This window comes from Pseudanabaena sp. SR411 (genome assembly GCF_002251945.1).
Taxonomy (GTDB): Bacteria; Cyanobacteriota; Cyanobacteriia; order Pseudanabaenales; family Pseudanabaenaceae; genus Pseudanabaena.
In genome coordinates this window covers 11,753-29,703 of record NZ_NDHW01000227.1, presented here as the reverse complement: position 1 = coordinate 29,703, position 17,951 = coordinate 11,753, and the positions used below count along the sequence as shown (strand labels likewise).

Sequence of the window (17,951 nt, the reverse complement as noted above, 5' to 3'; positions counted from 1 at the left end):
TCTCTGCTCCTAAATCTACTTGAAAGTTTACATCCCCAAATTTGAATTTCAAAGGGTCATCTGTTATTACCCATTGTTCTTTTTGCAATGCTTGCTTAACGGCTTCATGGAAAAGATCTCTCGCTGACATAGGTTTAAGAATTTGGGCTTTATGCTTGCAGTTATCTATGTTGGTTATTCTTAGTCTTAACAAAGTATAGCAATCTATATCGTCTTCAAAAATGACAGGTTATATTCTGACGGAATCAACAGATGTGACAAAAAAACAAACCTTTCACTGTGAAAGGTTTGTTTTTTGTAAAGATTACTAGTCAAATTATCTCAAATTGCTGTTTTCAATCAGGCAACCAATTGCCTGTGTCTTGATTTCACACTAGATTTAATGCCAACTGGAATCGGGATACGTGCTGGGAATACTCGCAGACGTTCTTCTGTAAACGCTCGAAACTTGGCGGTGTGATGACGACCATTATTGTTGACTGTCAGGTATACTCGCTCATCCAGAATTGCTTCAATAGTCGCATCTGGTAGTTCTGGTCTGGGATACAGTGGGAATATATCCTCATGTTCTTGCAGGAACAATTCTACCATCTCAACAAAGAGTTGTTTGGTCTGTTCCCTGTCAAAACTAGTGATTAAGTCTGTGCCACACCATTGGGCGAATACTTTCTGCTCGATGCTGACTGAATATTTCTTAGCTTGAGCTACCCATTCTGTACCTTGATTGGTGGTTCGAGTAGATAGCAAACCTTGATAGCCTTTGTGAGTGTAAATCATAGTTAATTTCTATTTTTCTTAGCTGGGCAAGAGCCTTGAGCGATAGCGACTTAAAAAAGCAGAGAGCAATATTGCTCTCTGTTTGTTCAACTAGAAGTCATCATAGAAAGGGGTTGATTCTTGATACTCTTCGTCTTCGGCAGACTTCTTCACAACATCAATGAAGTTTAGAGATTGGGCATGAATCACAGTCCGCGCATGATGCTTCTTGTCTTTCTTGGACTTATACTCTTCAGGCTGAGTCAGAACTCCCGTAACTTCGACGAAGCGTCCAGATTCTGCACGTTCTTCGGCATATTCCGCAGTTCCATTCCAGCAGACTACTTTAACCCAGATGGGTTCTTGGTTGATCCAATTACCCTCTTTGTCTCGGCGAGGTTTGGGCTGCACGGCGAGGCTGAAGTCTAGTACGTCTTTGCCACTGGTTTTGGTTTGACGCAATTCAGATACGTTACCGACATAACCAGAGAGGACTACGAGATTAGTAGAATTACACATGAGTTTTTCCTTCTATTTAGGAATCAGGTCATGGACTTCTACGCGATAGCGTATCTTCAAAAATCTTGAGACTCAATAGGTAAGGCGCTGATTGACTGACAAGTATTACTATTTACGGATCTAGTTCACCAATTACGATTACCTCGCCTGTAGCGTTAGCTTGTACTACCACAGCCGTCCCAGATCGCGGCACTATGCCTGTTAAAGCTGTAATATTTACCTGATGCGTCACCATAATCACGACACCATCCTGTTGGCGATGTTCTGTGATGAGTCGGCGGGTTTGAGTGGTTTGGATATCCTCTGTACTGCGATCGCTAAAAAAGGAATTGAGGGCAGGCAGTGGCTTCACCTCTCCTAAGTTCAAAAGCTTGGCTGTTTCTAAGCATCGACACCATTGGCTAGATAAAACCTGTTTAACTGGAATCTGCCGCCTCCGAAGCTCACTCCCTGCTTGGCGGGCTTGCTCTCGTCCTGTTTCTGACAAATTGCGCTGTGTGCTACAGTCTCCCAGTTTAAATCCACTAGGATCTCCTGTGCCGGGGGCAAGTGCATGACGCATTAGTAAGACTTTGCCTGAGCCTTTGAGAGCAGTCCATTCATCATTGGCAGGGGATTGGGCAACAGATTGAAAACTAGTTGCTGCGGACATCATCATCACACTAGCGATCGCCACAATACTCTGGAGCATATTTCTTGATAGATAGTTTTGATATTTTACTGTAGAGGCAATTCATAACTTGCCTCCACGCCTTGTTCTTCTAGGTAATACCAATTTTAGCCATTAGAGTATTTTCAATTCTAATGATTTGGCGATCGCCTCAAGCTGACGAGTACTGTAGGGCAAGTTGGGTGCTCCATAAATCCGTTTAGCAGCTTGCCTAATGTGGTACGCTAATTTGCGGCGGCGTTGCTCTAGCTTAAATCACAACCCGAAACCCAATATTATTGTCCCGATTGTTTGGGCAAATCTTGAAGCGATTTGTCAAACGACAATTGATATGATTGTAAGACCAAGAACCTCCACGCAGAACATGTTCATTCTTTTCTCCTTCTTCTATCCAAGCAGTTCCATCAAGAGGCGCATCGTTATAATTGCTATGCCAAGTATCTTCGCACCACTCCCAGACATTACCATGCATATCATATAATCCCCATTGATTTGGTAGCTTCTCGCCAACTGGATGAGTTCTACCTCCTGAGTTTTTGTCATACCATGCATAGTTCCTTAACTGACTAGCATCATTTCCAAAACAGTATCGTGGTGGTAGCACTTTGCCATTATTACCTGCCTGACAAGCATACTCCCACTGGGCTTCACTAGGTAGTCTCACTGTTTTTCCGAGTATTTGCGAGAGATTCTTACAAAAATCTACTGCATCATGCCATGACACACTTTCAACAGGACAATTCATACTATCTTTTTTAAATTGTGACGGATTATTACCTATCACTGCCAGATATTGTTGTTGTGTAATCGGATATTTACTCATCTTAAAAGCTTGCATAGTAACTCTATGTATTGTCTTTTCGGAAGAATAATCATTACTACCCATCATGAAACTTCCCGCAGGAATATCAATAAATTCAAGCTGCAATTGAGCTATTAATATATGGTTATATTCCAATGAAGTTTTGGTCGTGTCTGAATTTAATGCTATTTTTTGTCCCCTACTTTGTTCTCGTTCCTCTTTTGCTATGAATAAAGGTTTAAGTTGAAACTGAACATAAGTTTGAATATTTTCTAAACAAATACCCAAAGAAGTATTGTGGTTATCATTTGTCAGTCTGTAATCAAACTCAATTTCACTATTGGCATTACGAGAACTTTCAAGAGCATCTAACAATCTATCTTTTTTCATGTCACTAGCGACTAGAAAATCAAGAATCTTTTGTGAAGAACTATCATTCATCGCAATATAATTTGTTTGCTGACTCATAGCTAATTCTGCAATTTGTTTAATTTCTTGTACCGCACCTGACAAATCTTTATCAACTTTTGCCACATTACCCAATAAAGTTTGGAAAGATCCAAGAAAACTTTCCATATAACTCTCAAAATTTAGTGCGATTTTAGTTAATTCAGCAGTCTCAGATTGCAGTCGATTAATTTTAAGTTGTACTTCGTAAGCTCTTTTTTGAACACTAAGTTTCTTAACCATTCTTTCCAATACTTCGCGCTGAGTCTGTTGATCGTTAGCAATTTTTTCTAAACTTGCACTCATCAAATCTAATTTTTTCAACATCAAGATTGCAGCATAACCGATTGCCCTTGCTGTTTCTAAAATTTGTGATTTTTGAGATGTTACTATTTGTAAAAGGTCGCTATCATTTTCCAGACGAGCAATCCGTTCCACTTCCAAACGCTCTTGTTCTACGTTAGCAATGTCTTGACATTTGCGTGTAACGATTTCTCGGATTTCGTCTGCTAGATTCTCGAAAAAATTCTGATACTCACCTTGATGAGCTTGAATTGTTTCAATTACAGCATCATAGTTTTTAACAAGCTTGTCCAATTCTACAAAACGCTGTTCAAAATTAAGCTCCTGCTTTATAACTTTTTTGATGACTTTTTTTGAGAAAAATCTCTTTTCCTCAGTAGTTGTCTCACGCTCAACATATCCTCGTTGTAAGTTTTGACTCCCCGTTCGGATCTCCATTTGCAGTCTAGCAAGTTTGCCACCACCTAACACAGGTAGAGAATAATTACGTTGATAAATTTTGATCTGGCGCTTGCCATCAATGACATTATGATTCATTACTCAGTTTTATTATCCAAGTTCATAACTAATTTATAAAATCATTCTAGCTTTAGAAGTAACTGTCTGGGCATTAATAGCTCTTAACTGTGCTTGTGGTTACTTCGACTATTTCTGTCTGCCCTTCCTTGACTTTGGTGCGTTGCATCTTGGCGGCGATCGCTATTTTCTTTCCTGCGAGTTCGGCGATCGCTTGCAGCTTTGGATTGGAATGGATTTTTTCCGCCAGTTGGATTTTGGCGGCGATTTTGAGTTTTTCTTCGTTGCTGCAATTCAGTAAAATTTTAGAATCTAAAAAATGATTTTTATTCTTCTTCGCCAAGTTCTTGACATCATATTTTGGGCTATTATGTATCATAATTAAGCAAACCTTGAGTTTTGGACATGGATTTTTCCCAACTTAATCGCCCTACACGTAACGTTAAGCCACTAGATCCAATTGCAATCTTTGAGCGAAGACCAAGCTTACCCAATACACCAAATGATTTGTGGCGTGGGCAGACTGAAGCGTTGAGCGAATGGCATAAAAATCGAACTCAGTCTGATATATTTATAGCTCTCAACACAGGAGCTGGTAAAACACTAGTTGGATTACTGTTAGCGCAAAGCCTAGTAAATGAAGGTGTCGAAAATGTTACCTATCTTTGTGGTACAAACGATCTCGTTCTTCAAACTTATCGAGAAGCTGAAAAATTTAGAGGCACTATTGACTGTACATTACGAACTGGTGGAACCTTTAGCAATTCACTTTTTGAAAAAGGAAAAGGATTTTGCATCACAAACTACAAAAGTTTGTTTAACGGTTTAAGCATTTTGCAACGTGATCACTTCCCAGGAGCCGTAATTTTTGATGATGCCCATGTTGCTGAACGAATGATCCGAGAATCCTTCACTCTAAAAATTACAACAGCAAGTCACTTAGATTTGTTCCAAGAGATCAAAGATTTATTCAAACCTCATTTTAAAGAAGTTGGAAAACTTGCTTCTTTTGAAGATATTATTGACAGTCCTTATCAGTCTTCAATTATGGCAAGCCCAAGTGCAGTAAGGGAGAGAGCAGAAAGACTTGCTACTTTATTGAGTGATTCAGATATCAGAAAGGATGAAGATCTCAAGTATGCTTTTAACCATTTAAAAGACAACCTAGTTCATTGTGCTATTGTCTTCGATTATGGCGCAGTGGAAATTGCACCACCATTTTTACCACTCTTCAGTCTACCAATATTTTCTCGAAATATCCGAAGGATTTATCTTTCTGCAAGTCTCAATTATAAGTCTGATATTGCCAGAGCTTTTGGTCGAATTCCCAGTCATTGTATCGAACCTAAAAATGACGCTGGCAACGGAGAACGTTTAGTTCTGTTTGCTGAGGAGCTAGAGAGCAAGAAAGTTGATATAGATTTTGTTAAAGATTTATCTACTAAACATAAGGTTCTTATTGCTGTCCCGTCTTCATACCAAGCTAAAATTTGGCAATCTGTAGGCACTCCACCGACTTTACGAGAATTTAGTGATAAGCTGCAACAGTTTCGTGATGCTCCTTCTGGAGTGTTTATTCTTGTATCAAGAGTAGATGGGATTGATCTACCTCATGAAACTTGTAGAATCATGATTTTAGATGAATTGCCCAAAGGTGCATCCCTACTAGAACAATTCCAATGGGATGTTCTGGACATGAAAAATTTTCGTGCTGCAAAAATTAGCAATCAAATTATTCAACTTTTTGGTCGAATCAATCGCGGACGAAATGACTATGGAGCTTTCATCATTAATGGGAAAGCAATAAGTAATTGGCTAGGAACTGATCGCAAACTTGCATTATTGCCAGAGTTATTGAGAAAGCAAATTCGTTTAGGAGCTTATCTTCATAAGCAACAAAAGTTGTCAAATACATCTCAATTCATAGAAGTCATTGATGCAGTTCTAAGTAGAAATTCATCTTGGATTGACTTCTACGGTGAAAGTATTGATGAGATGGATTTGGATACAGAGGCTACTGAACGAACCAAAGAAATTGAAGAGCGGATGACTCAAGCTGCTCTAGCTGAAGTTAAATTCATGAGTTCCGTGTGGGAAAGAGATTATGTAACTGCTCGTCAAGCAATTGAAACAGTAATTCAAGAAACTGCGCGAGCAGACACAAAATTGTCAGGTTGGCATGATCTTTGGTTAGGTATGTGCTTAGAAGGGGAAGAAGACTATGAAGCTGCTCAGGAAGAATACTCCCATGCCCGACAAAAACTTGGCAATCAAATTATTGTTTCTAAATTAGTTAAAGGTAATTCATCAAAAGCAGAAATAGAAGCATACGAGATGACAGATTTTGAACGTCAAATTGATCTAATTGTAAGTCGTAGCTTACCTGAAAAATATCAAAAGACATTGCAACGTCTTCGCACTTCTGTGGCAGGTCTTGATAATGTCAATGCGTCCGTTCGACAACAGGAAGAATCTGTACGTGCTTTAGGTGAATATTTGGGTTTCGGTTCTAGTCGTCCAGACAATAGTGATGATACTGGTCCTGATGTTTTTTGGATTGACGAAACATCTCAAAAATGTCTTGCATTTGAGTTAAAGACGGATAAAAAATTAGATCCGATCTATTACAAAAAAGATATTGAACAAGGACATGATCATCTAGAGTGGATTCGGCAAAATCATCCCAACTGTCTATGCCTAGGCTTAATTTATGTTGGAAATCACGGAAAAAGACACAAGGCGGGTAATCCATCATCTGAAATGTATTTATGCGATTTAGCTATCTTGGCATCTATCAAAAATCAACTTATTGCAGGAATTGAAGACCTGCGATCATCTACACCAACTCAACGTGTCACTAGAGTAAAAGAATTCTGTAAAGAATCGCAATGGAAACTTGAAGATGTTGCTTCAAAGACAAAAGTAAAACTTCTTCAATCCCTTGAAATTTCAATCTAGTTATTGGAGTTTTTGGTATAGTCCTAATTGAGTCTAAATTCAAGGCTTTAGAGTGATGTTTAAGCTAAACACTAACAGCTAATTGTTTCTACGCACTCTCATGCCTTGCTTTTTTCTGCCAATACTTCCTTTGACGACGGGTTTGCAGATAGATTCTGGGATGCTTTTCTTCGACGTGATGCTGTTCTAGATGGATGGCGATCGCTAGTAGCAATAGTCCACACAATACGCTTTTGTATCTTTTTTGGGTCATATTTGACTCCATAACAAATTAGCCTCCTGATTTACATCGGGACAGCAATTCTCATTATGAAAACTTTGTCTTGATCTGGCGACACTTATTGAGAACGCAATAGCTATCCTTGAAAACCCTATGCTTTCGTTCAAAAATTGACGGCTTAGGCAAATCAAAAGTCATAATGAGAATTGCTGACATCGGGAGGCTTTTGGGGTTGAATATTGGGGTTGGTGTTAGTCTGGTCGATCTACTGCAAATTCAGCTTGAAGTCTAGTTTTATTAGCTTCATAGGCTTGTTTGGCCGTCAGGAATGGATGGGCGATTACATAGGAGTTAAAGCCGCCATCGGTGCGGATAAAGCAGACTACAACTTGGTTTTCGGGTTTGTAGTCCCTGATTTGTCTTTTCTCATCTTTTTGGAATGGATTTGGCTGTCCTGATTCGGCGGCGATGCGATCTGCTGTGGCTTGGCTCAGGTAGGAGCCATAGCTTTCGGAGTTCAGCCATTTCTGATAGGGACTGATGCCAATTTGTGATTCTTTCGATTTGCTGACATCGATGACAATCGCTCCTCTTCCTTCACTTTCGTAGCCGTGCCATGCTACTGCTAGCAGTAGTTCTAGATTCACGCGAATGAATTCTACGTGGCTTTGCCGTGATTCACTACCACTAGGCAAATCTGATGCATTATATTTCCACACCATTACTTGTCTCTACTCCTTTACTCGTCACGAAACTCCTGCTAAGGACTTTTGACAAACTCTGCTACCTAATAATAATTGCTTGTACTGCAACAGTTTTATGTCTTCTTTCAAAACTTTAGTATGAGCATAGAAGCATAGTTTAAGCTAAGCTTGAATATCACTTTTGCTTAATCGTTTAGCCTCTAGGATTGATGCAAACTACCACAAAACTCTCTACTGAGCTTCTTGCATACTATCGTGGGATTAGTACTGAGGTTTTTACTGTAGTCGATCTCGAAACAACGGGTGTAGTGGGAAATTGCGATCGCATTATCGAAATCTCTGTACTCCAAGCTACTCTCAAGGATGGAATACAGCAAATATCTACCGATTTAATCAATCCTCAAATTCTCATTCCTGAGCAAATAGCCAGATTTACAGGCATCTCTCAGGATATGGTTGATTCTGCCGCAGGTATTGATAAAGTGTTGCCAAATTACTTGCCAATGTTGCAAACTGGCATTCTCACTGCCCATAATTTTAGTTTTGACTATGCTTTTCTCCAAGCTGAATACCGCAGATTAGGTGTTGATTTTAAAGCTCCTGTTCAACTTTGTACTGTTGAATTATCGAGGCTTTTACTGGCAAATTTACAATCGCGATCGCTACCCAAGTTAGTTAAATATTTTGGCTTTAAGGTCGGTGCATCTCATCGAGCCGAATCGGATGCGATCGCCTGTTGGTTACTTTTAGAGAAACTGTTAACCCAAATTCAAACCGCCGATGATCAAGAGATTTTGGATATGTTTGGACAGCAATGGCTTTCTGCAAAAGATATAGGAGTGATTTTTCAACTTCCCGTGAGTAAAGTAGAATCACTTTTGATAGATTCTTCCATTAAGTCTCGATTCTCACGTCACAGACAAATAAATCTATATCAGCGTAAAGAAGTAGAAAATTTAGTTGACAAGATGAGAATAGAAAATTCAAGAGAGTTTGCTGAACAGCTTTCGCTTCCTCTTTACAGCGATTTGATATAGCCATGATTGAAACAAATCAAAACCCAAAAGAGAATGGCGGCGCTTTGCGCCGCCATTCTCTTTTGGGTTTTATAAGCAGATTGTAATGACTAAGAGGAGTATGCGCGTCTCAAAGTTTCGATGTCAAGTTTATCCATTTGCAGCATGGCTGCCATAACTTTTTTGGATTTCTCGGCATCTTTATCCTGCAACATCACACCTAAAGCCGTAGGAATAATCTGCCATGACACTCCAAATTTGTCATCTAGCCAACCACATCTGTTTGTCTTGCCGCCTTCGGATAGCTTCTCCCACAACTCATCTACTTCCTCCTGCGTTTCGCAGTTCACAAAAAACGATATGGCTGGTGAGAATTTGAAGTGTGGTCCACCGTTTAACACTATAAATTCTTGTCCTTGGATTTCAAATGTTGCAGACATAACTGTTCCCTTAGCTCCAGGGCCAGCTTCTCCATAATGCATCACGCTCACAATCTTAGAATTTTTAAAAATAGAAGTATAAAAATTCATCGCTTCTTCGGCTTGACCATCAAACCATAAGAATGGGGTAATTTTTTGCATAGGACTTTACTCTTGAAATGATTGTTAAACAGAATTTACCGCTAAGGTTGACTTCGACTACGCTAGCCAATGTTGACTGAGTGCAGTGAAAGTCTGAGACCTGTTGAAATACTGCGCTAGGCTGCTTCCGAGCAATTAATCATCCAAGGAATTCCAAAGCGATCGACAAACATACCAAACCGTTTAGCCCAGAAAGTTTCCTGAAGTGGCATCCGTACTGTTCCACCTTCTGCCAAAGCCTGAAATACTCGCTCTGCTTCAGCTACATCTTCAAATTGAAGATTGATGGAGAAACCCTGTGGTTTTTCAAAGTAATCAGGGGGAGCATCAGAACCCATCAAGACAATGTCACCAATGGTTAATTGAGCATGGAGAATTTTATCGCGCCATTCTTCGGCAGTTTGTTCTGACATGGGCGATTCGCCGTGGGTCATCATCATCACGATTTTGCCACCCAAACACTGTTCATAAAATTTAAAGGCGGCTTCACATTGACCATTGAAAGTTAGATAGGGATTCAATTGCATAATGTACTCCTTAGGTTAATAAATGATTGCGAAATCTATGCGTATGACGCTTACAACAGTCTGAATGCCTAAACTCTGAGCTTTTCTGCCTCTGCGCGAATGCGTTCTTCCTGTTCCCGAAGTTCAGGTGTAAATTCATCACCAAAATCTGCCGCGTCAAACAGCGGACGAATCTCAATCTCTGATTCTGATGGCATGGGATTGGGACAGAGTTTGACCCATGCGATCGCCTCTTCCATCGACTGTACTTGCCAGATCCAGTAGCCAGCCACTAGCTCCTTTGTCTCTGTAAATGGCCCATCAATGACGCTGCGATTTGCTCCTGAGAATCTTACCCTCACTCCCTTTGAGCTAGGATGTAGACCCTCACCAGCTAGCATAATCCCTGCTTTGACCAATTCTTCATTGAATTGACCCATGTCGGTAAGCAGTTGTTCGCTGGGCATCACGCCAGCCTCTGAGTCTTTAGTCGCTTTGACCATAACCATGACTTTCATCTTTACAATCTCCTGTTTACTATTGCTATGTGGAGTTAAGAGAGTCTCAACCTTTGCTTCACGATCTAGTCGAATGGGATAGCAAGCGATCGACAGTCTGAGCAAATTTTTCTAGAAAAATTTTTTAAAAGCTGATGAGAAATTTTGGGCGCGTTCTGTTTATGGAGACTACTTTTCTGAGGGCAAACCTGATAGCTCTAGAAGCGGTCGAATTTCAACCGTGCCTTTATGAACTGTGGGAATGCGTTCGGCGATCGCGATCGCTTCTTCGAGATTGGTCGCATCGATCAAGAAGTAGCCGCCAAGTTGTTCCCGCGTTTCGGCAAATGGACCATTGGTTACTAGTCGTTTGCCGTCACGCATCCTCACACTAGTTGCCTTGGCAATAGATTGTAGTGGTGAAGCGCCCAAGTATTGACCGTTCGCATTCAGATCTTGGGTGAGATGCACTGACTCCTTAAAGCATTGCTCTCTCTCATTTTCTGTCCATGCAGTTTCGTCGCTGTAAATGAGCAACATATATTTCATGATTGATCCTCTTGAGCTATGATTAGCGTACACTAATCATAGCTCAATCTACAAACGAGTTACATATATTTCAGGATTGATCACAAAATATTTGTTGCGAGCTAATGATTGCGTCGATAATGCGCTGTCATGAACTGCTGCCAGTTGCCATCATCACCAAGAATCTGCGATCGCATGATCCGATGATCATCGCTAACAAACTCAATGATGTCCTGATATTTGGCGATCGCACTCTGGCTAAAGTTTAGTCCTTCTGTATCGAGTGTGAGAATCTTTTCAGACTCATCAAGAGAGCCATTGTAAATCCAGAGATGCGTCATCATTGAGCCGATAAACGTTCCCACATACCGATTGATTTTTGGGTCATAGCCCAACGTCATGATAGTCTTGCCACGATTACCGTCAGGCATCTCACACTCGCCTTCAGACACGACCCAAAGTCCACCAAGTGATCGGACGATTTCAGTTCCTTGATTCTTCGATGGCGGTTGGTCATCTCCCATCATACATTCGACTTCCGAAATCCATTCACCAACAAATTTATCGAGCCACTGATGTTCTTTTTGAGGTTCAGCGTCCATGTTTTTCTCCTAAATGGGTAATAAGGGTTTTCAAGTCTTCTCTTACAGATCTCGCGCGGCAACCATTGCGTTAATCTGCTCATCAGCTCCTCGAATCTCAAAGGCTCCGTTGCGAACCCCAGGATGTTGGGACATCAATTGGATTGCATGGTTCAGATCTCTCGCTTCGAGAAAGAGGATACCGCCCAGATGTTCCTTCGTTTCAGCGTAGGGGCCATCGGTAATCGTAACCTTACCGTTCTGATACCTTAGTGTTGCAGCATTGCGGATGCTTTGGAGAGCTTCGCCACCAACAAAGTGTCCGCCTCGGCGTAGCTCATCGTCATAGGCGAAACATTCCTCCATAAGCGCTGTGCGATCGCTTTCGTTCATCTGCTCCCATTGCGCCTCATCCATATATCCAAGGCATATAAATTTCATGGTTGCCTCCAGAGTTTTATCTAAAATTAGTTGCCTTCATCTAGTAGTCGTTCGGTGAAGCTGTAAATCGACAACGCTGCAAAATATTTTTTGCAAGATATCTAGAAGCGCCGCTTCTAGATATCTTGCAAGGGTTTTTAAAACACACAATGGCGTAGCTATTGTGTGTTTTGGTATTAGTTCAGTTCTTGGAGCCGCTTTTCGAGAAACCGTCGCTCTGGTTCTTGTTTCACGAGTGCAAGGGCACGTTGATAGGATGCTCTTGCCTCGGTTACTCTGCCCAAGCGCCGACAGAGATCGGCTTTTGCAGCATGAGCTAAGTGGTAATCAGCTAAATCACCATTCGATAAGATGGCTTCGATCCGTTGCAATCCCGCTAGAAAGCCATCGCGCATTGCTACTGCCACGGCTCTATTTAAATCAACTACTGGTGATGGCTCTGCTCGCATGAGTAAGTCATACAAGGCGACAATCTGTACCCAGTCCGTTGCCTCAGCACTTGTGACTTCAGAATGCACTGCCGCGATCGCTGCCTGAATTGTGTAGGAACCGAACTGTGGCGATGATAGTGCTTGCCGCACAAGTGTCCTACCTTCCGCAATATATACTTGGTTCCAGAGCGAGCGGTCTTGATCTTCTAGGAGGATGAGATCGCCTGTGGCAGATGTGCGGGCATTACGCCGCGATTCTTGCATAAGCATTAGGGCTAGCAATCCGATCGCTTCCGCATCTGGTAATAGCTCCACTACTAGTCGCCCTAAGCGAATAGCTTCTTCTGAAAGATCGGTTCTTGTCAGTACTGTCCCTGATGAAGCGGCGTATCCTTCGTTAAATACTAAGTAGATCGTTTGCAGTACGGTGTCTAAGCGATCGGGTAGTTCAGCGATCGCTGGTACTTGATAGGGAATGTGCGCGTCACGGATCTTGGCTTTGGCACGGACGATGCGCTGTGCCAAAGTGGGGGGAGCAATCAGAAAGGCACTGGCAATTTCTTCGGTGGTGAGTCCACAGACTTCTCGTAGGGTTAAGGCTACCTGTGCTTCTCGCGATAGGGCTGGATGGCAGCAGGTGAAAATCAGGCGCAAGCGATCGTCTTCGACATCCTCCTCTTCTGTGACTGTGGTAGCGCTTGTGTCGAGATGTTGAGATAGTTCTGCTAAGGATGCATCGAAGCGAGTACGACGGCGGATTGTATCAATTGCTTTGAAGCGTCCAACTGAGACAAGCCAAGCTTTAGGATTGGCAGGTATGCCGTCACGCAGCCATTGTTTGACGGCTACGGCGAAGGCTTCATGCATGGCTTCTTCGGCAAGGTCAAAGTCGCCAATTAAGCGAATCAGAGTAGCAAAAATACTCCGAGATTCTTGACGATAAACCTCATTTACGCGATCGCGGATCTGACTAGCATTGTTCTCATTCATAAAGTGCGATTGTGATTGCTGCTGATGCTAAAAGTGCGGAGATCGTCCGCACATGGTTCCAGATTGTCCAATTGGTAAGATAGTTAGCCCATAGACTCTCACCTTCCGCACTATCTGGATCGGCGATCGCTAGTGCTTCATTTAACGGCACATTGCATAGAATCGTTATGCCAAATGTACCGATAAGATAGAAAAGACTACCAATGAGTAGGTAAACAGCTTTGGGTTGATACCACTTTAACAGCGCCGATCCAGCTATCAAGATACAGGTCGCTGCTGTTCCCAAAAATATTCCCATGAATAAGGGATTGATCACCGTAATATTGATGGATTGCATGGCGGTAATGCCTTGCTTCGGTTGAAGGCTGGCAAGAGCATTCATTACAAAAGTGGAGAAGGCGAAGAAGACTCCAGCCATTAGTCCACAGCCCAGTGTGGAGAAAAGCTTCAATGCAAAATAATGTTGTTGAGTGAATTGCATCATTGTTCTAGTTCGAGGCATCCCAAGGTTGCTTGTGTTTGGACGAATTCGTAAGTTTTGTGTCAAGTAGGATCGCAGCGTATTTCAATCAGAAATCCATCGGGATCATAAAAATAAATGCCTCTACCAGTGGGACGAGTAACAGGCTCACCCTCAATCTGAACTTGATGCGATCGCAATACCGCCACTGCTTGCTCAAACAATTCAGGAGCAATATCAAAGGCTAGATGATTAGCACGGGTAAATTGTCGCTGCGGATCGAGATCGGGCGGCGTAAGTTCTGGTTCCCAAAACAAATCGAGAATTGTGCCATCGGGAGTTCTAAAATTTGCTACTTTTCCCGCCGCCACTAAATCAACTAGAGTACTGGGAACCTCTTCACCCATGAGTTGATGCAGTCCCAAAATGTTGCCATAAAAATCACAAGAAGCCTGCATATCTCGCACATTCAAAGCAATGTGATGCACTCGCCGCAAAACTCCATTCACGATCTTAGCTTGCATACTTGAACTATTGGATGACATAAAATCAGTTCTAGCTAGGTTTACCAATAGTGTAGCTGATGCTATAGCAAAGCAAGTTTCCAATGGCAAGCAGCGATCACATTATCGCCAACTTCCTGCGATCGCAGTCCATTTCATAGGATTTTAATCCAACTCTTTATCAATACCTATAGGAAAACCTAAGTCCAAAATTTGCTCAACTGGGTAATGGCAGTCTTTTGGTAAATCTTTAGCATCAAGAGAAGTTTCAAGCCTCACTAGATACAAAGCCGCCTCATAACTATCTTTGATGATTTCACTGAGCTTATCTTTGAGACTAGGGCTATCTCTCAAGATCCATAGAATTTCTCGACGTTCGCTGTCAATTGTCACTTGCCAAAGTTTACTGCGCTCTTGTGGAAGCAAATGCCACTTTAGCAAATGACCCAGCAAAACATTAAAATGAGTCCTTAGCTCTCTACGTTCTTGTCTCCCTAGAGATTCAATCTCTTCAGCTAGGTTTTTTGAGTCCAGCCCATCAACTTCACATGATCGTAACTTTTCTGACTGCTCTACTGTCCAGCGATAAAAATCTGACTCATACAAACTCGTTGCCATACCTTTACCTTAAATTATCCTCATTTTCCACGCTTATCTATGCAAACATGGAACTAGCGACAATGTACCGAGTAAAACCGCGAAGCCATGACAAAACCTTTGAGGCTACTTCAAAATTTTAGCCTTAGCGAGTCGATCTCCAGATAAATCTTAATCAATAAAAAAAGCGATCGCTGTTTGCGGACAGGCGCTAGCCATAAAAAAGTGACATAACTTGTTATGTCACTCCTCAGATATTGGTTTAAAACTCGTTTAGTTGATTTTGCCTTTGGTTTTTAGCCAGTTGTTTAAGTCAGCGATTGTCTCTAGGTCAAATAAGACCTCGGCTAAATTTTCTAACTGCTTTGCCGATAGTTTGTTGACCTTGCCCCTCAAACTTGGGGTAATTTGACCGAACTTTCGATTAAGCATCCGTAGCAGCATTGTGGCTTGACCCTTTACCAGTCCGCGTTGTTCACCTAATTTTAATCCTCTTTGCTCACCTAGCTTTTCACCTAGTTGTAAGCCTCGCTGCTCACCACGCTGTTCGCCTTCTTCTCTTGCCTCTTGATATACTCGCGTTTGCTTTAAATCGCTGTATGTAAACATTGCTTCAATCTCCTGACGAGTTAACTTGGGAAATTTATATACCAATACTGTCTCTATTAATTCTAGTACTTGCTCTTGGATTTCGGTATCCCTTTCCTGCTCAATCTTTTCACCCAGTTGTCTTGCCTTAGTTACGGCTTGACTTTCACTGGATAAAATTAGCTGAATAATCCCGATCGCAAAAGAGTCTGTCTCTCGCTCTAGCAGGTCTTCTAAGTAAACTCGCTGTATCCTTTGACAGTCAAGCATTTCCTGCACATGGCTTCTTGGCTCTGGTTCGTAGCTACGCCTCGCAAAGATAGCGATCGCTTGCCATTCCTGTTGAGGACGATATTGGTTTAGATATAGATATATTTCTGATAAGTACTCCCAGTAAAAGTCTTCTTTTTGCTGAAATTGCACTTCAAGTAAATATATCGGTTTGTCTTGGGATTTGGGGCTAAATATGCCATCAAACCGAAAGGCTTTTTCTTTCACTTCTACTGAGCTAAATTCATAGCCTTCTGCTTCAGCAATCGGGCGTTCGATTAGCTCAAACAGCAGGGTGTGAAAGGTGTTGAATAGTTGATAGAATATCGTGTCTGTCTTCATGAACAGTTAGTTTACAGTAGCTCTAAGAATTTTTTTTGTGGGATTTGCGATCGCTTGATAGTTTCATCGCTTCCCTAATCTTGATGGTATATTCATCACGTTGGGCGATCGCTCTTTTGTAGAGGGTTTCGTTTGGTTTGACAAATAGTTCGCGGAATTCGAGAAGTGTATGTTCGTGCAAATCTACGGGTTGCCAGATCGCATTCACAGATTGAATCAGGAAGGAAATCGGATCGTTGTATTCTCCATTGGCTACCAAGGTTCTTGCGGGCATCTTATACCAAATCTCTTAGGTAGGGCGACAGATAATATTTTCATCCTGTAGATTAGGATTGTCTTTAGGTTCGGCTTTGCGATAACTATCTGTTGCCTCTCTTTTGTGATTTGGTATTACACCTCTGTTTAGAGTCGTAATAGCTGCCATATACTCCTTGATTCTTGCGATCGATCAGCCAATCCAGTTTCGGTAAGCTTTTGCCGACTTCATCAAGAAAGGCTTGGTCGCGGATAGGATAGCGGAATCCGACATATTCGCCTTGTGGCAGTTCAGAGATGCACATTTCCAGTTTCCCTAATTCTGGGCAGGGTTGCGCCATGAAGCTGGAGAAGTTGATACCGCCACTGGTAGCGAGGGTTAACCAACGTCTTCTTACTAGGTCTTCAATCTTTCTTACTACATAGGGATGTTCTAGCAGTTGTCCGTAGATGTCATGTTTGAGGATTTCCGATAGGATTTTGCCATCGGCTTCTTCTTCGCATTCTTCTTCAGGTTCGTCTACTTTCACCCATTGTTCGGCTTGCACTAGTTGGCAGAGTTGTTTGACATCAGATTGGGCTGCTACTAATGTTTCGGCTTTAAGTTGGTTAATTGGTAAGACATCATGGGCGATCGCYTGTTGGCTGAACCATTGCCARACGGTATAGGAGGTCTTGACGCTGCGCTTTTGGGCGAAGTTGACGATTCCTAGTTTCARGCTGGTTACTTGTTGGATTCCTAATGTCGGTTTATGTCCTTTAAAACATGATAGTGGCATTACTAAGTCCACTCCTTGGGGTAGGTTTAGTTCTACTTGCAATGTCCCTTTGGCTACCCATGCGTTGGTTATTCCAGCCCGAAATTGGAATGGGGTATTTGCGGGGATTGCGAAGTCTTCGCTTTGGCGGAGTTGATTTAACAATTCATGGCTGATTTTGCCATGACAGTCATCGGTGCGATATTCTTTGTCTTGGACAATCAGGATCGTTAGTTGTGGGATTGCATAGATTTTTAGGCATTCGGTCATCAGGATAGAGCCGTAGTTGATTTGTCCCATAGCACTGGGGAAATAGGTGGCAAAGGGATTCAATTCTTGGCTGAAGAAGAAGTCTCCATGTTTTCTCGCTCCTGATGCTCCTGATAGTTGGTATTTTCCCAGTCCTTTATTAAGGGCGGCGATCGCCTGTTTCTTTAGTGGAACAATGCTTTTGGCGGCGGTGCGGCGTTGGCTTGCGGATTTACTGGTTTTGGCGGTGCTTTCGGCTTTGGCAATCTTGTTCAGAAATGGAGAAATGTTGCCGATACTGAGTTTGATATCGGGATGTAGTGCTTCTAATAGGGTGTTACGGAATTGAATATCTTTGTCCACAATTTCACCTGTGGCAAGGTTGGTCTTGGCGATCGTTAGCATCTGTTTGTACTCTCAAAGTAGTGAAGCGCCTAGATCGTGGGATCTAGGCGCTTCATGG

24 protein-coding genes are annotated in these 17,951 nt (G+C 42.0%); 3 read left to right on the top strand and 21 right to left on the bottom strand.

The annotated features are described in order from the left end of the window. From B9G53_RS23845 to B9G53_RS23820, 6 genes are all read right to left on the bottom strand, one after another. Positions 1-130, bottom strand: a 130-nt coding sequence (locus B9G53_RS23845; RefSeq protein WP_217901663.1) for a XisH family protein, incomplete at its 3' end; no start/stop codon positions are given. 209 nt (positions 131-339) lie between these two features. Next, positions 340-777 (bottom strand): hypothetical protein, encoded by a 438-nt coding sequence (locus B9G53_RS23840; protein ID WP_094535929.1) that lies wholly within the window; start codon positions 775-777, stop codon positions 340-342. A gap of 90 nt (positions 778-867) precedes the next feature. Further along, positions 868-1,275, bottom strand: coding sequence for a single-stranded DNA-binding protein (locus tag B9G53_RS23835; RefSeq protein WP_094535928.1), 408 nt, complete (start codon positions 1,273-1,275; stop codon positions 868-870). 112 nt (positions 1,276-1,387) lie between these two features. Beyond that, the gene (locus B9G53_RS23830) at positions 1,388-1,966 is read right to left on the bottom strand and encodes a histidine phosphatase family protein (protein WP_094535927.1); all 579 of its coding nucleotides are present in this window, start codon (positions 1,964-1,966) and stop codon (positions 1,388-1,390) included. Positions 1,967-2,195: 229 nt separating this feature from the next. Next, positions 2,196-4,034, bottom strand: a complete 1,839-nt coding sequence (locus tag B9G53_RS28180; RefSeq protein ID WP_217901662.1) for a formylglycine-generating enzyme family protein — start codon at positions 4,032-4,034, stop codon at positions 2,196-2,198. Between the two features lie 73 nt (positions 4,035-4,107). Further along, positions 4,108-4,392 carry a hypothetical protein gene (locus tag B9G53_RS23820; RefSeq protein WP_094535926.1) on the bottom strand — a complete coding sequence of 95 codons (285 nt, stop codon included), beginning with the start codon at positions 4,390-4,392 and terminating at the stop codon, positions 4,108-4,110. A 26-nt stretch (positions 4,393-4,418) separates the two neighbouring features. Here B9G53_RS23820 and B9G53_RS23815 point away from each other — a divergent pair, with 26 nt between their 5' ends. After that, positions 4,419-6,971 carry a DEAD/DEAH box helicase family protein gene (locus tag B9G53_RS23815; RefSeq protein WP_094535925.1) on the top strand — a complete coding sequence of 851 codons (2,553 nt, stop codon included), beginning with the start codon at positions 4,419-4,421 and terminating at the stop codon, positions 6,969-6,971. Positions 6,972-7,059: 88 nt separating this feature from the next. Here B9G53_RS23815 and B9G53_RS27685 read toward each other — a convergent pair whose 3' ends face one another. Continuing rightward, the gene (locus B9G53_RS27685; protein ID WP_176453340.1) at positions 7,060-7,224 is read right to left on the bottom strand and encodes a hypothetical protein; all 165 of its coding nucleotides are present in this window, start codon (positions 7,222-7,224) and stop codon (positions 7,060-7,062) included. A gap of 218 nt (positions 7,225-7,442) precedes the next feature. Then, positions 7,443-7,913, bottom strand: a complete 471-nt coding sequence (locus tag B9G53_RS23810; protein WP_094535924.1) for a hypothetical protein — start codon at positions 7,911-7,913, stop codon at positions 7,443-7,445. Positions 7,914-8,104: 191 nt separating this feature from the next. Between B9G53_RS23810 and B9G53_RS23805 the strand changes: the two genes are divergently transcribed. Then, complete coding sequence (locus B9G53_RS23805; RefSeq protein ID WP_094535923.1) at positions 8,105-8,932, top strand: PolC-type DNA polymerase III; 828 nt, start codon at positions 8,105-8,107, stop codon at positions 8,930-8,932. A gap of 89 nt (positions 8,933-9,021) precedes the next feature. Here the strand turns inward: B9G53_RS23805 and B9G53_RS23800 are convergent, their stop codons facing one another. The 9 genes from B9G53_RS23800 to B9G53_RS23760 all read right to left on the bottom strand — a co-directional run bounded on the left by B9G53_RS23800 (position 9,022) and on the right by B9G53_RS23760 (position 14,450). Then, positions 9,022-9,492, bottom strand: a complete 471-nt coding sequence (locus tag B9G53_RS23800; RefSeq protein WP_094535922.1) for a VOC family protein — start codon at positions 9,490-9,492, stop codon at positions 9,022-9,024. 116 nt (positions 9,493-9,608) lie between these two features. Then, the gene (locus tag B9G53_RS23795) at positions 9,609-10,019 is read right to left on the bottom strand and encodes a VOC family protein (protein ID WP_094535921.1); all 411 of its coding nucleotides are present in this window, start codon (positions 10,017-10,019) and stop codon (positions 9,609-9,611) included. 68 nt (positions 10,020-10,087) lie between these two features. Further along, entirely contained in the window at positions 10,088-10,516 is a 429-nt protein-coding gene (locus B9G53_RS23790; protein WP_094535933.1) for a YciI family protein, read from the bottom strand. Positions 10,517-10,684: 168 nt separating this feature from the next. Next, positions 10,685-11,044: a YciI family protein gene (locus B9G53_RS23785; protein WP_094535920.1), complete on the bottom strand. Its 360-nt coding sequence runs from the start codon at positions 11,042-11,044 to the stop codon at positions 10,685-10,687. Positions 11,045-11,145: 101 nt separating this feature from the next. Then, positions 11,146-11,625, bottom strand: coding sequence for a DUF1579 domain-containing protein (locus B9G53_RS23780; RefSeq protein WP_094535919.1), 480 nt, complete (start codon positions 11,623-11,625; stop codon positions 11,146-11,148). 42 nt (positions 11,626-11,667) lie between these two features. Further along, positions 11,668-12,045: a YciI family protein gene (locus B9G53_RS23775; RefSeq protein ID WP_094535918.1), complete on the bottom strand. Its 378-nt coding sequence runs from the start codon at positions 12,043-12,045 to the stop codon at positions 11,668-11,670. 176 nt (positions 12,046-12,221) lie between these two features. Next, the gene (locus tag B9G53_RS23770; RefSeq protein WP_094535917.1) at positions 12,222-13,466 is read right to left on the bottom strand and encodes an RNA polymerase sigma factor; all 1,245 of its coding nucleotides are present in this window, start codon (positions 13,464-13,466) and stop codon (positions 12,222-12,224) included. Continuing rightward, on the bottom strand, positions 13,459-13,947 hold the full coding sequence (locus B9G53_RS23765; protein ID WP_094535932.1) for a DUF1772 domain-containing protein: 489 nt from the start codon (positions 13,945-13,947) through the stop codon (positions 13,459-13,461). The genes B9G53_RS23770 and B9G53_RS23765 overlap by 8 nt, the downstream gene beginning before the upstream one ends. A gap of 62 nt (positions 13,948-14,009) precedes the next feature. Next, entirely contained in the window at positions 14,010-14,450 is a 441-nt protein-coding gene (locus tag B9G53_RS23760; RefSeq protein WP_217901661.1) for a VOC family protein, read from the bottom strand. A 10-nt stretch (positions 14,451-14,460) separates the two neighbouring features. Here B9G53_RS23760 and B9G53_RS27680 point away from each other — a divergent pair, with 10 nt between their 5' ends. Beyond that, positions 14,461-14,598, top strand: coding sequence for a hypothetical protein (locus tag B9G53_RS27680; protein ID WP_176453339.1), 138 nt, complete (start codon positions 14,461-14,463; stop codon positions 14,596-14,598). Here the strand turns inward: B9G53_RS27680 and B9G53_RS23755 are convergent. The 4 genes from B9G53_RS23755 to B9G53_RS23740 form a co-directional block, all read right to left on the bottom strand. Continuing rightward, positions 14,595-15,047 (bottom strand): DUF29 domain-containing protein, encoded by a 453-nt coding sequence (locus B9G53_RS23755; protein ID WP_094535915.1) that lies wholly within the window; start codon positions 15,045-15,047, stop codon positions 14,595-14,597. The two genes, B9G53_RS27680 and B9G53_RS23755, sit on opposite strands and share 4 nt — an antisense overlap. Positions 15,048-15,299: 252 nt before the next feature. Then, on the bottom strand, positions 15,300-16,226 hold the full coding sequence (locus B9G53_RS23750) for an Rpn family recombination-promoting nuclease/putative transposase (RefSeq protein ID WP_094535914.1): 927 nt from the start codon (positions 16,224-16,226) through the stop codon (positions 15,300-15,302). Positions 16,227-16,248: 22 nt separating this feature from the next. After that, positions 16,249-16,500, bottom strand: coding sequence for a hypothetical protein (locus B9G53_RS23745; RefSeq protein ID WP_094535913.1), 252 nt, complete (start codon positions 16,498-16,500; stop codon positions 16,249-16,251). An 85-nt stretch (positions 16,501-16,585) separates the two neighbouring features. Next, entirely contained in the window at positions 16,586-17,893 is a 1,308-nt protein-coding gene (locus B9G53_RS23740) for a hypothetical protein (RefSeq protein ID WP_094535912.1), read from the bottom strand. Positions 17,894-17,951 lie beyond the last annotated feature (58 nt).

Bases quoted from the DNA above. Each gene is read 5' to 3' on its own strand.
- B9G53_RS23840 (WP_094535929.1), bottom strand. From the start codon at position 777: ATGATTTACACTCACAAAGGCTATCAAGGTTTGCTATCTACTCGAACC.
- B9G53_RS23835 (WP_094535928.1), bottom strand. From the start codon at position 1,275: ATGTGTAATTCTACTAATCTCGTAGTCCTCTCTGGTTATGTCGGTAAC.
- B9G53_RS23830 (WP_094535927.1), bottom strand. From the start codon at position 1,966: ATGCTCCAGAGTATTGTGGCGATCGCTAGTGTGATGATGATGTCCGCA.
- B9G53_RS28180 (WP_217901662.1), bottom strand. From the start codon at position 4,034: ATGAATCATAATGTCATTGATGGCAAGCGCCAGATCAAAATTTATCAA.
- B9G53_RS23820 (WP_094535926.1), bottom strand. From the start codon at position 4,392: ATGATACATAATAGCCCAAAATATGATGTCAAGAACTTGGCGAAGAAG.
- B9G53_RS23815 (WP_094535925.1), top strand. From the start codon at position 4,419: ATGGATTTTTCCCAACTTAATCGCCCTACACGTAACGTTAAGCCACTA.
- B9G53_RS27685 (WP_176453340.1), bottom strand. From the start codon at position 7,224: ATGACCCAAAAAAGATACAAAAGCGTATTGTGTGGACTATTGCTACTA.
- B9G53_RS23810 (WP_094535924.1), bottom strand. From the start codon at position 7,913: ATGGTGTGGAAATATAATGCATCAGATTTGCCTAGTGGTAGTGAATCA.
- B9G53_RS23805 (WP_094535923.1), top strand. From the start codon at position 8,105: ATGCAAACTACCACAAAACTCTCTACTGAGCTTCTTGCATACTATCGT.
- B9G53_RS23800 (WP_094535922.1), bottom strand. From the start codon at position 9,492: ATGCAAAAAATTACCCCATTCTTATGGTTTGATGGTCAAGCCGAAGAA.
- B9G53_RS23795 (WP_094535921.1), bottom strand. From the start codon at position 10,019: ATGCAATTGAATCCCTATCTAACTTTCAATGGTCAATGTGAAGCCGCC.
- B9G53_RS23790 (WP_094535933.1), bottom strand. From the start codon at position 10,516: ATGAAAGTCATGGTTATGGTCAAAGCGACTAAAGACTCAGAGGCTGGC.
- B9G53_RS23785 (WP_094535920.1), bottom strand. From the start codon at position 11,044: ATGAAATATATGTTGCTCATTTACAGCGACGAAACTGCATGGACAGAA.
- B9G53_RS23780 (WP_094535919.1), bottom strand. From the start codon at position 11,625: ATGGACGCTGAACCTCAAAAAGAACATCAGTGGCTCGATAAATTTGTT.
- B9G53_RS23775 (WP_094535918.1), bottom strand. From the start codon at position 12,045: ATGAAATTTATATGCCTTGGATATATGGATGAGGCGCAATGGGAGCAG.
- B9G53_RS23770 (WP_094535917.1), bottom strand. From the start codon at position 13,466: ATGAATGAGAACAATGCTAGTCAGATCCGCGATCGCGTAAATGAGGTT.
- B9G53_RS23765 (WP_094535932.1), bottom strand. From the start codon at position 13,947: ATGCAATTCACTCAACAACATTATTTTGCATTGAAGCTTTTCTCCACA.
- B9G53_RS23760 (WP_217901661.1), bottom strand. From the start codon at position 14,450: ATGCAAGCTAAGATCGTGAATGGAGTTTTGCGGCGAGTGCATCACATT.
- B9G53_RS23755 (WP_094535915.1), bottom strand. From the start codon at position 15,047: ATGGCAACGAGTTTGTATGAGTCAGATTTTTATCGCTGGACAGTAGAG.
- B9G53_RS23750 (WP_094535914.1), bottom strand. From the start codon at position 16,226: ATGAAGACAGACACGATATTCTATCAACTATTCAACACCTTTCACACC.
- B9G53_RS23745 (WP_094535913.1), bottom strand. From the start codon at position 16,500: ATGCCCGCAAGAACCTTGGTAGCCAATGGAGAATACAACGATCCGATT.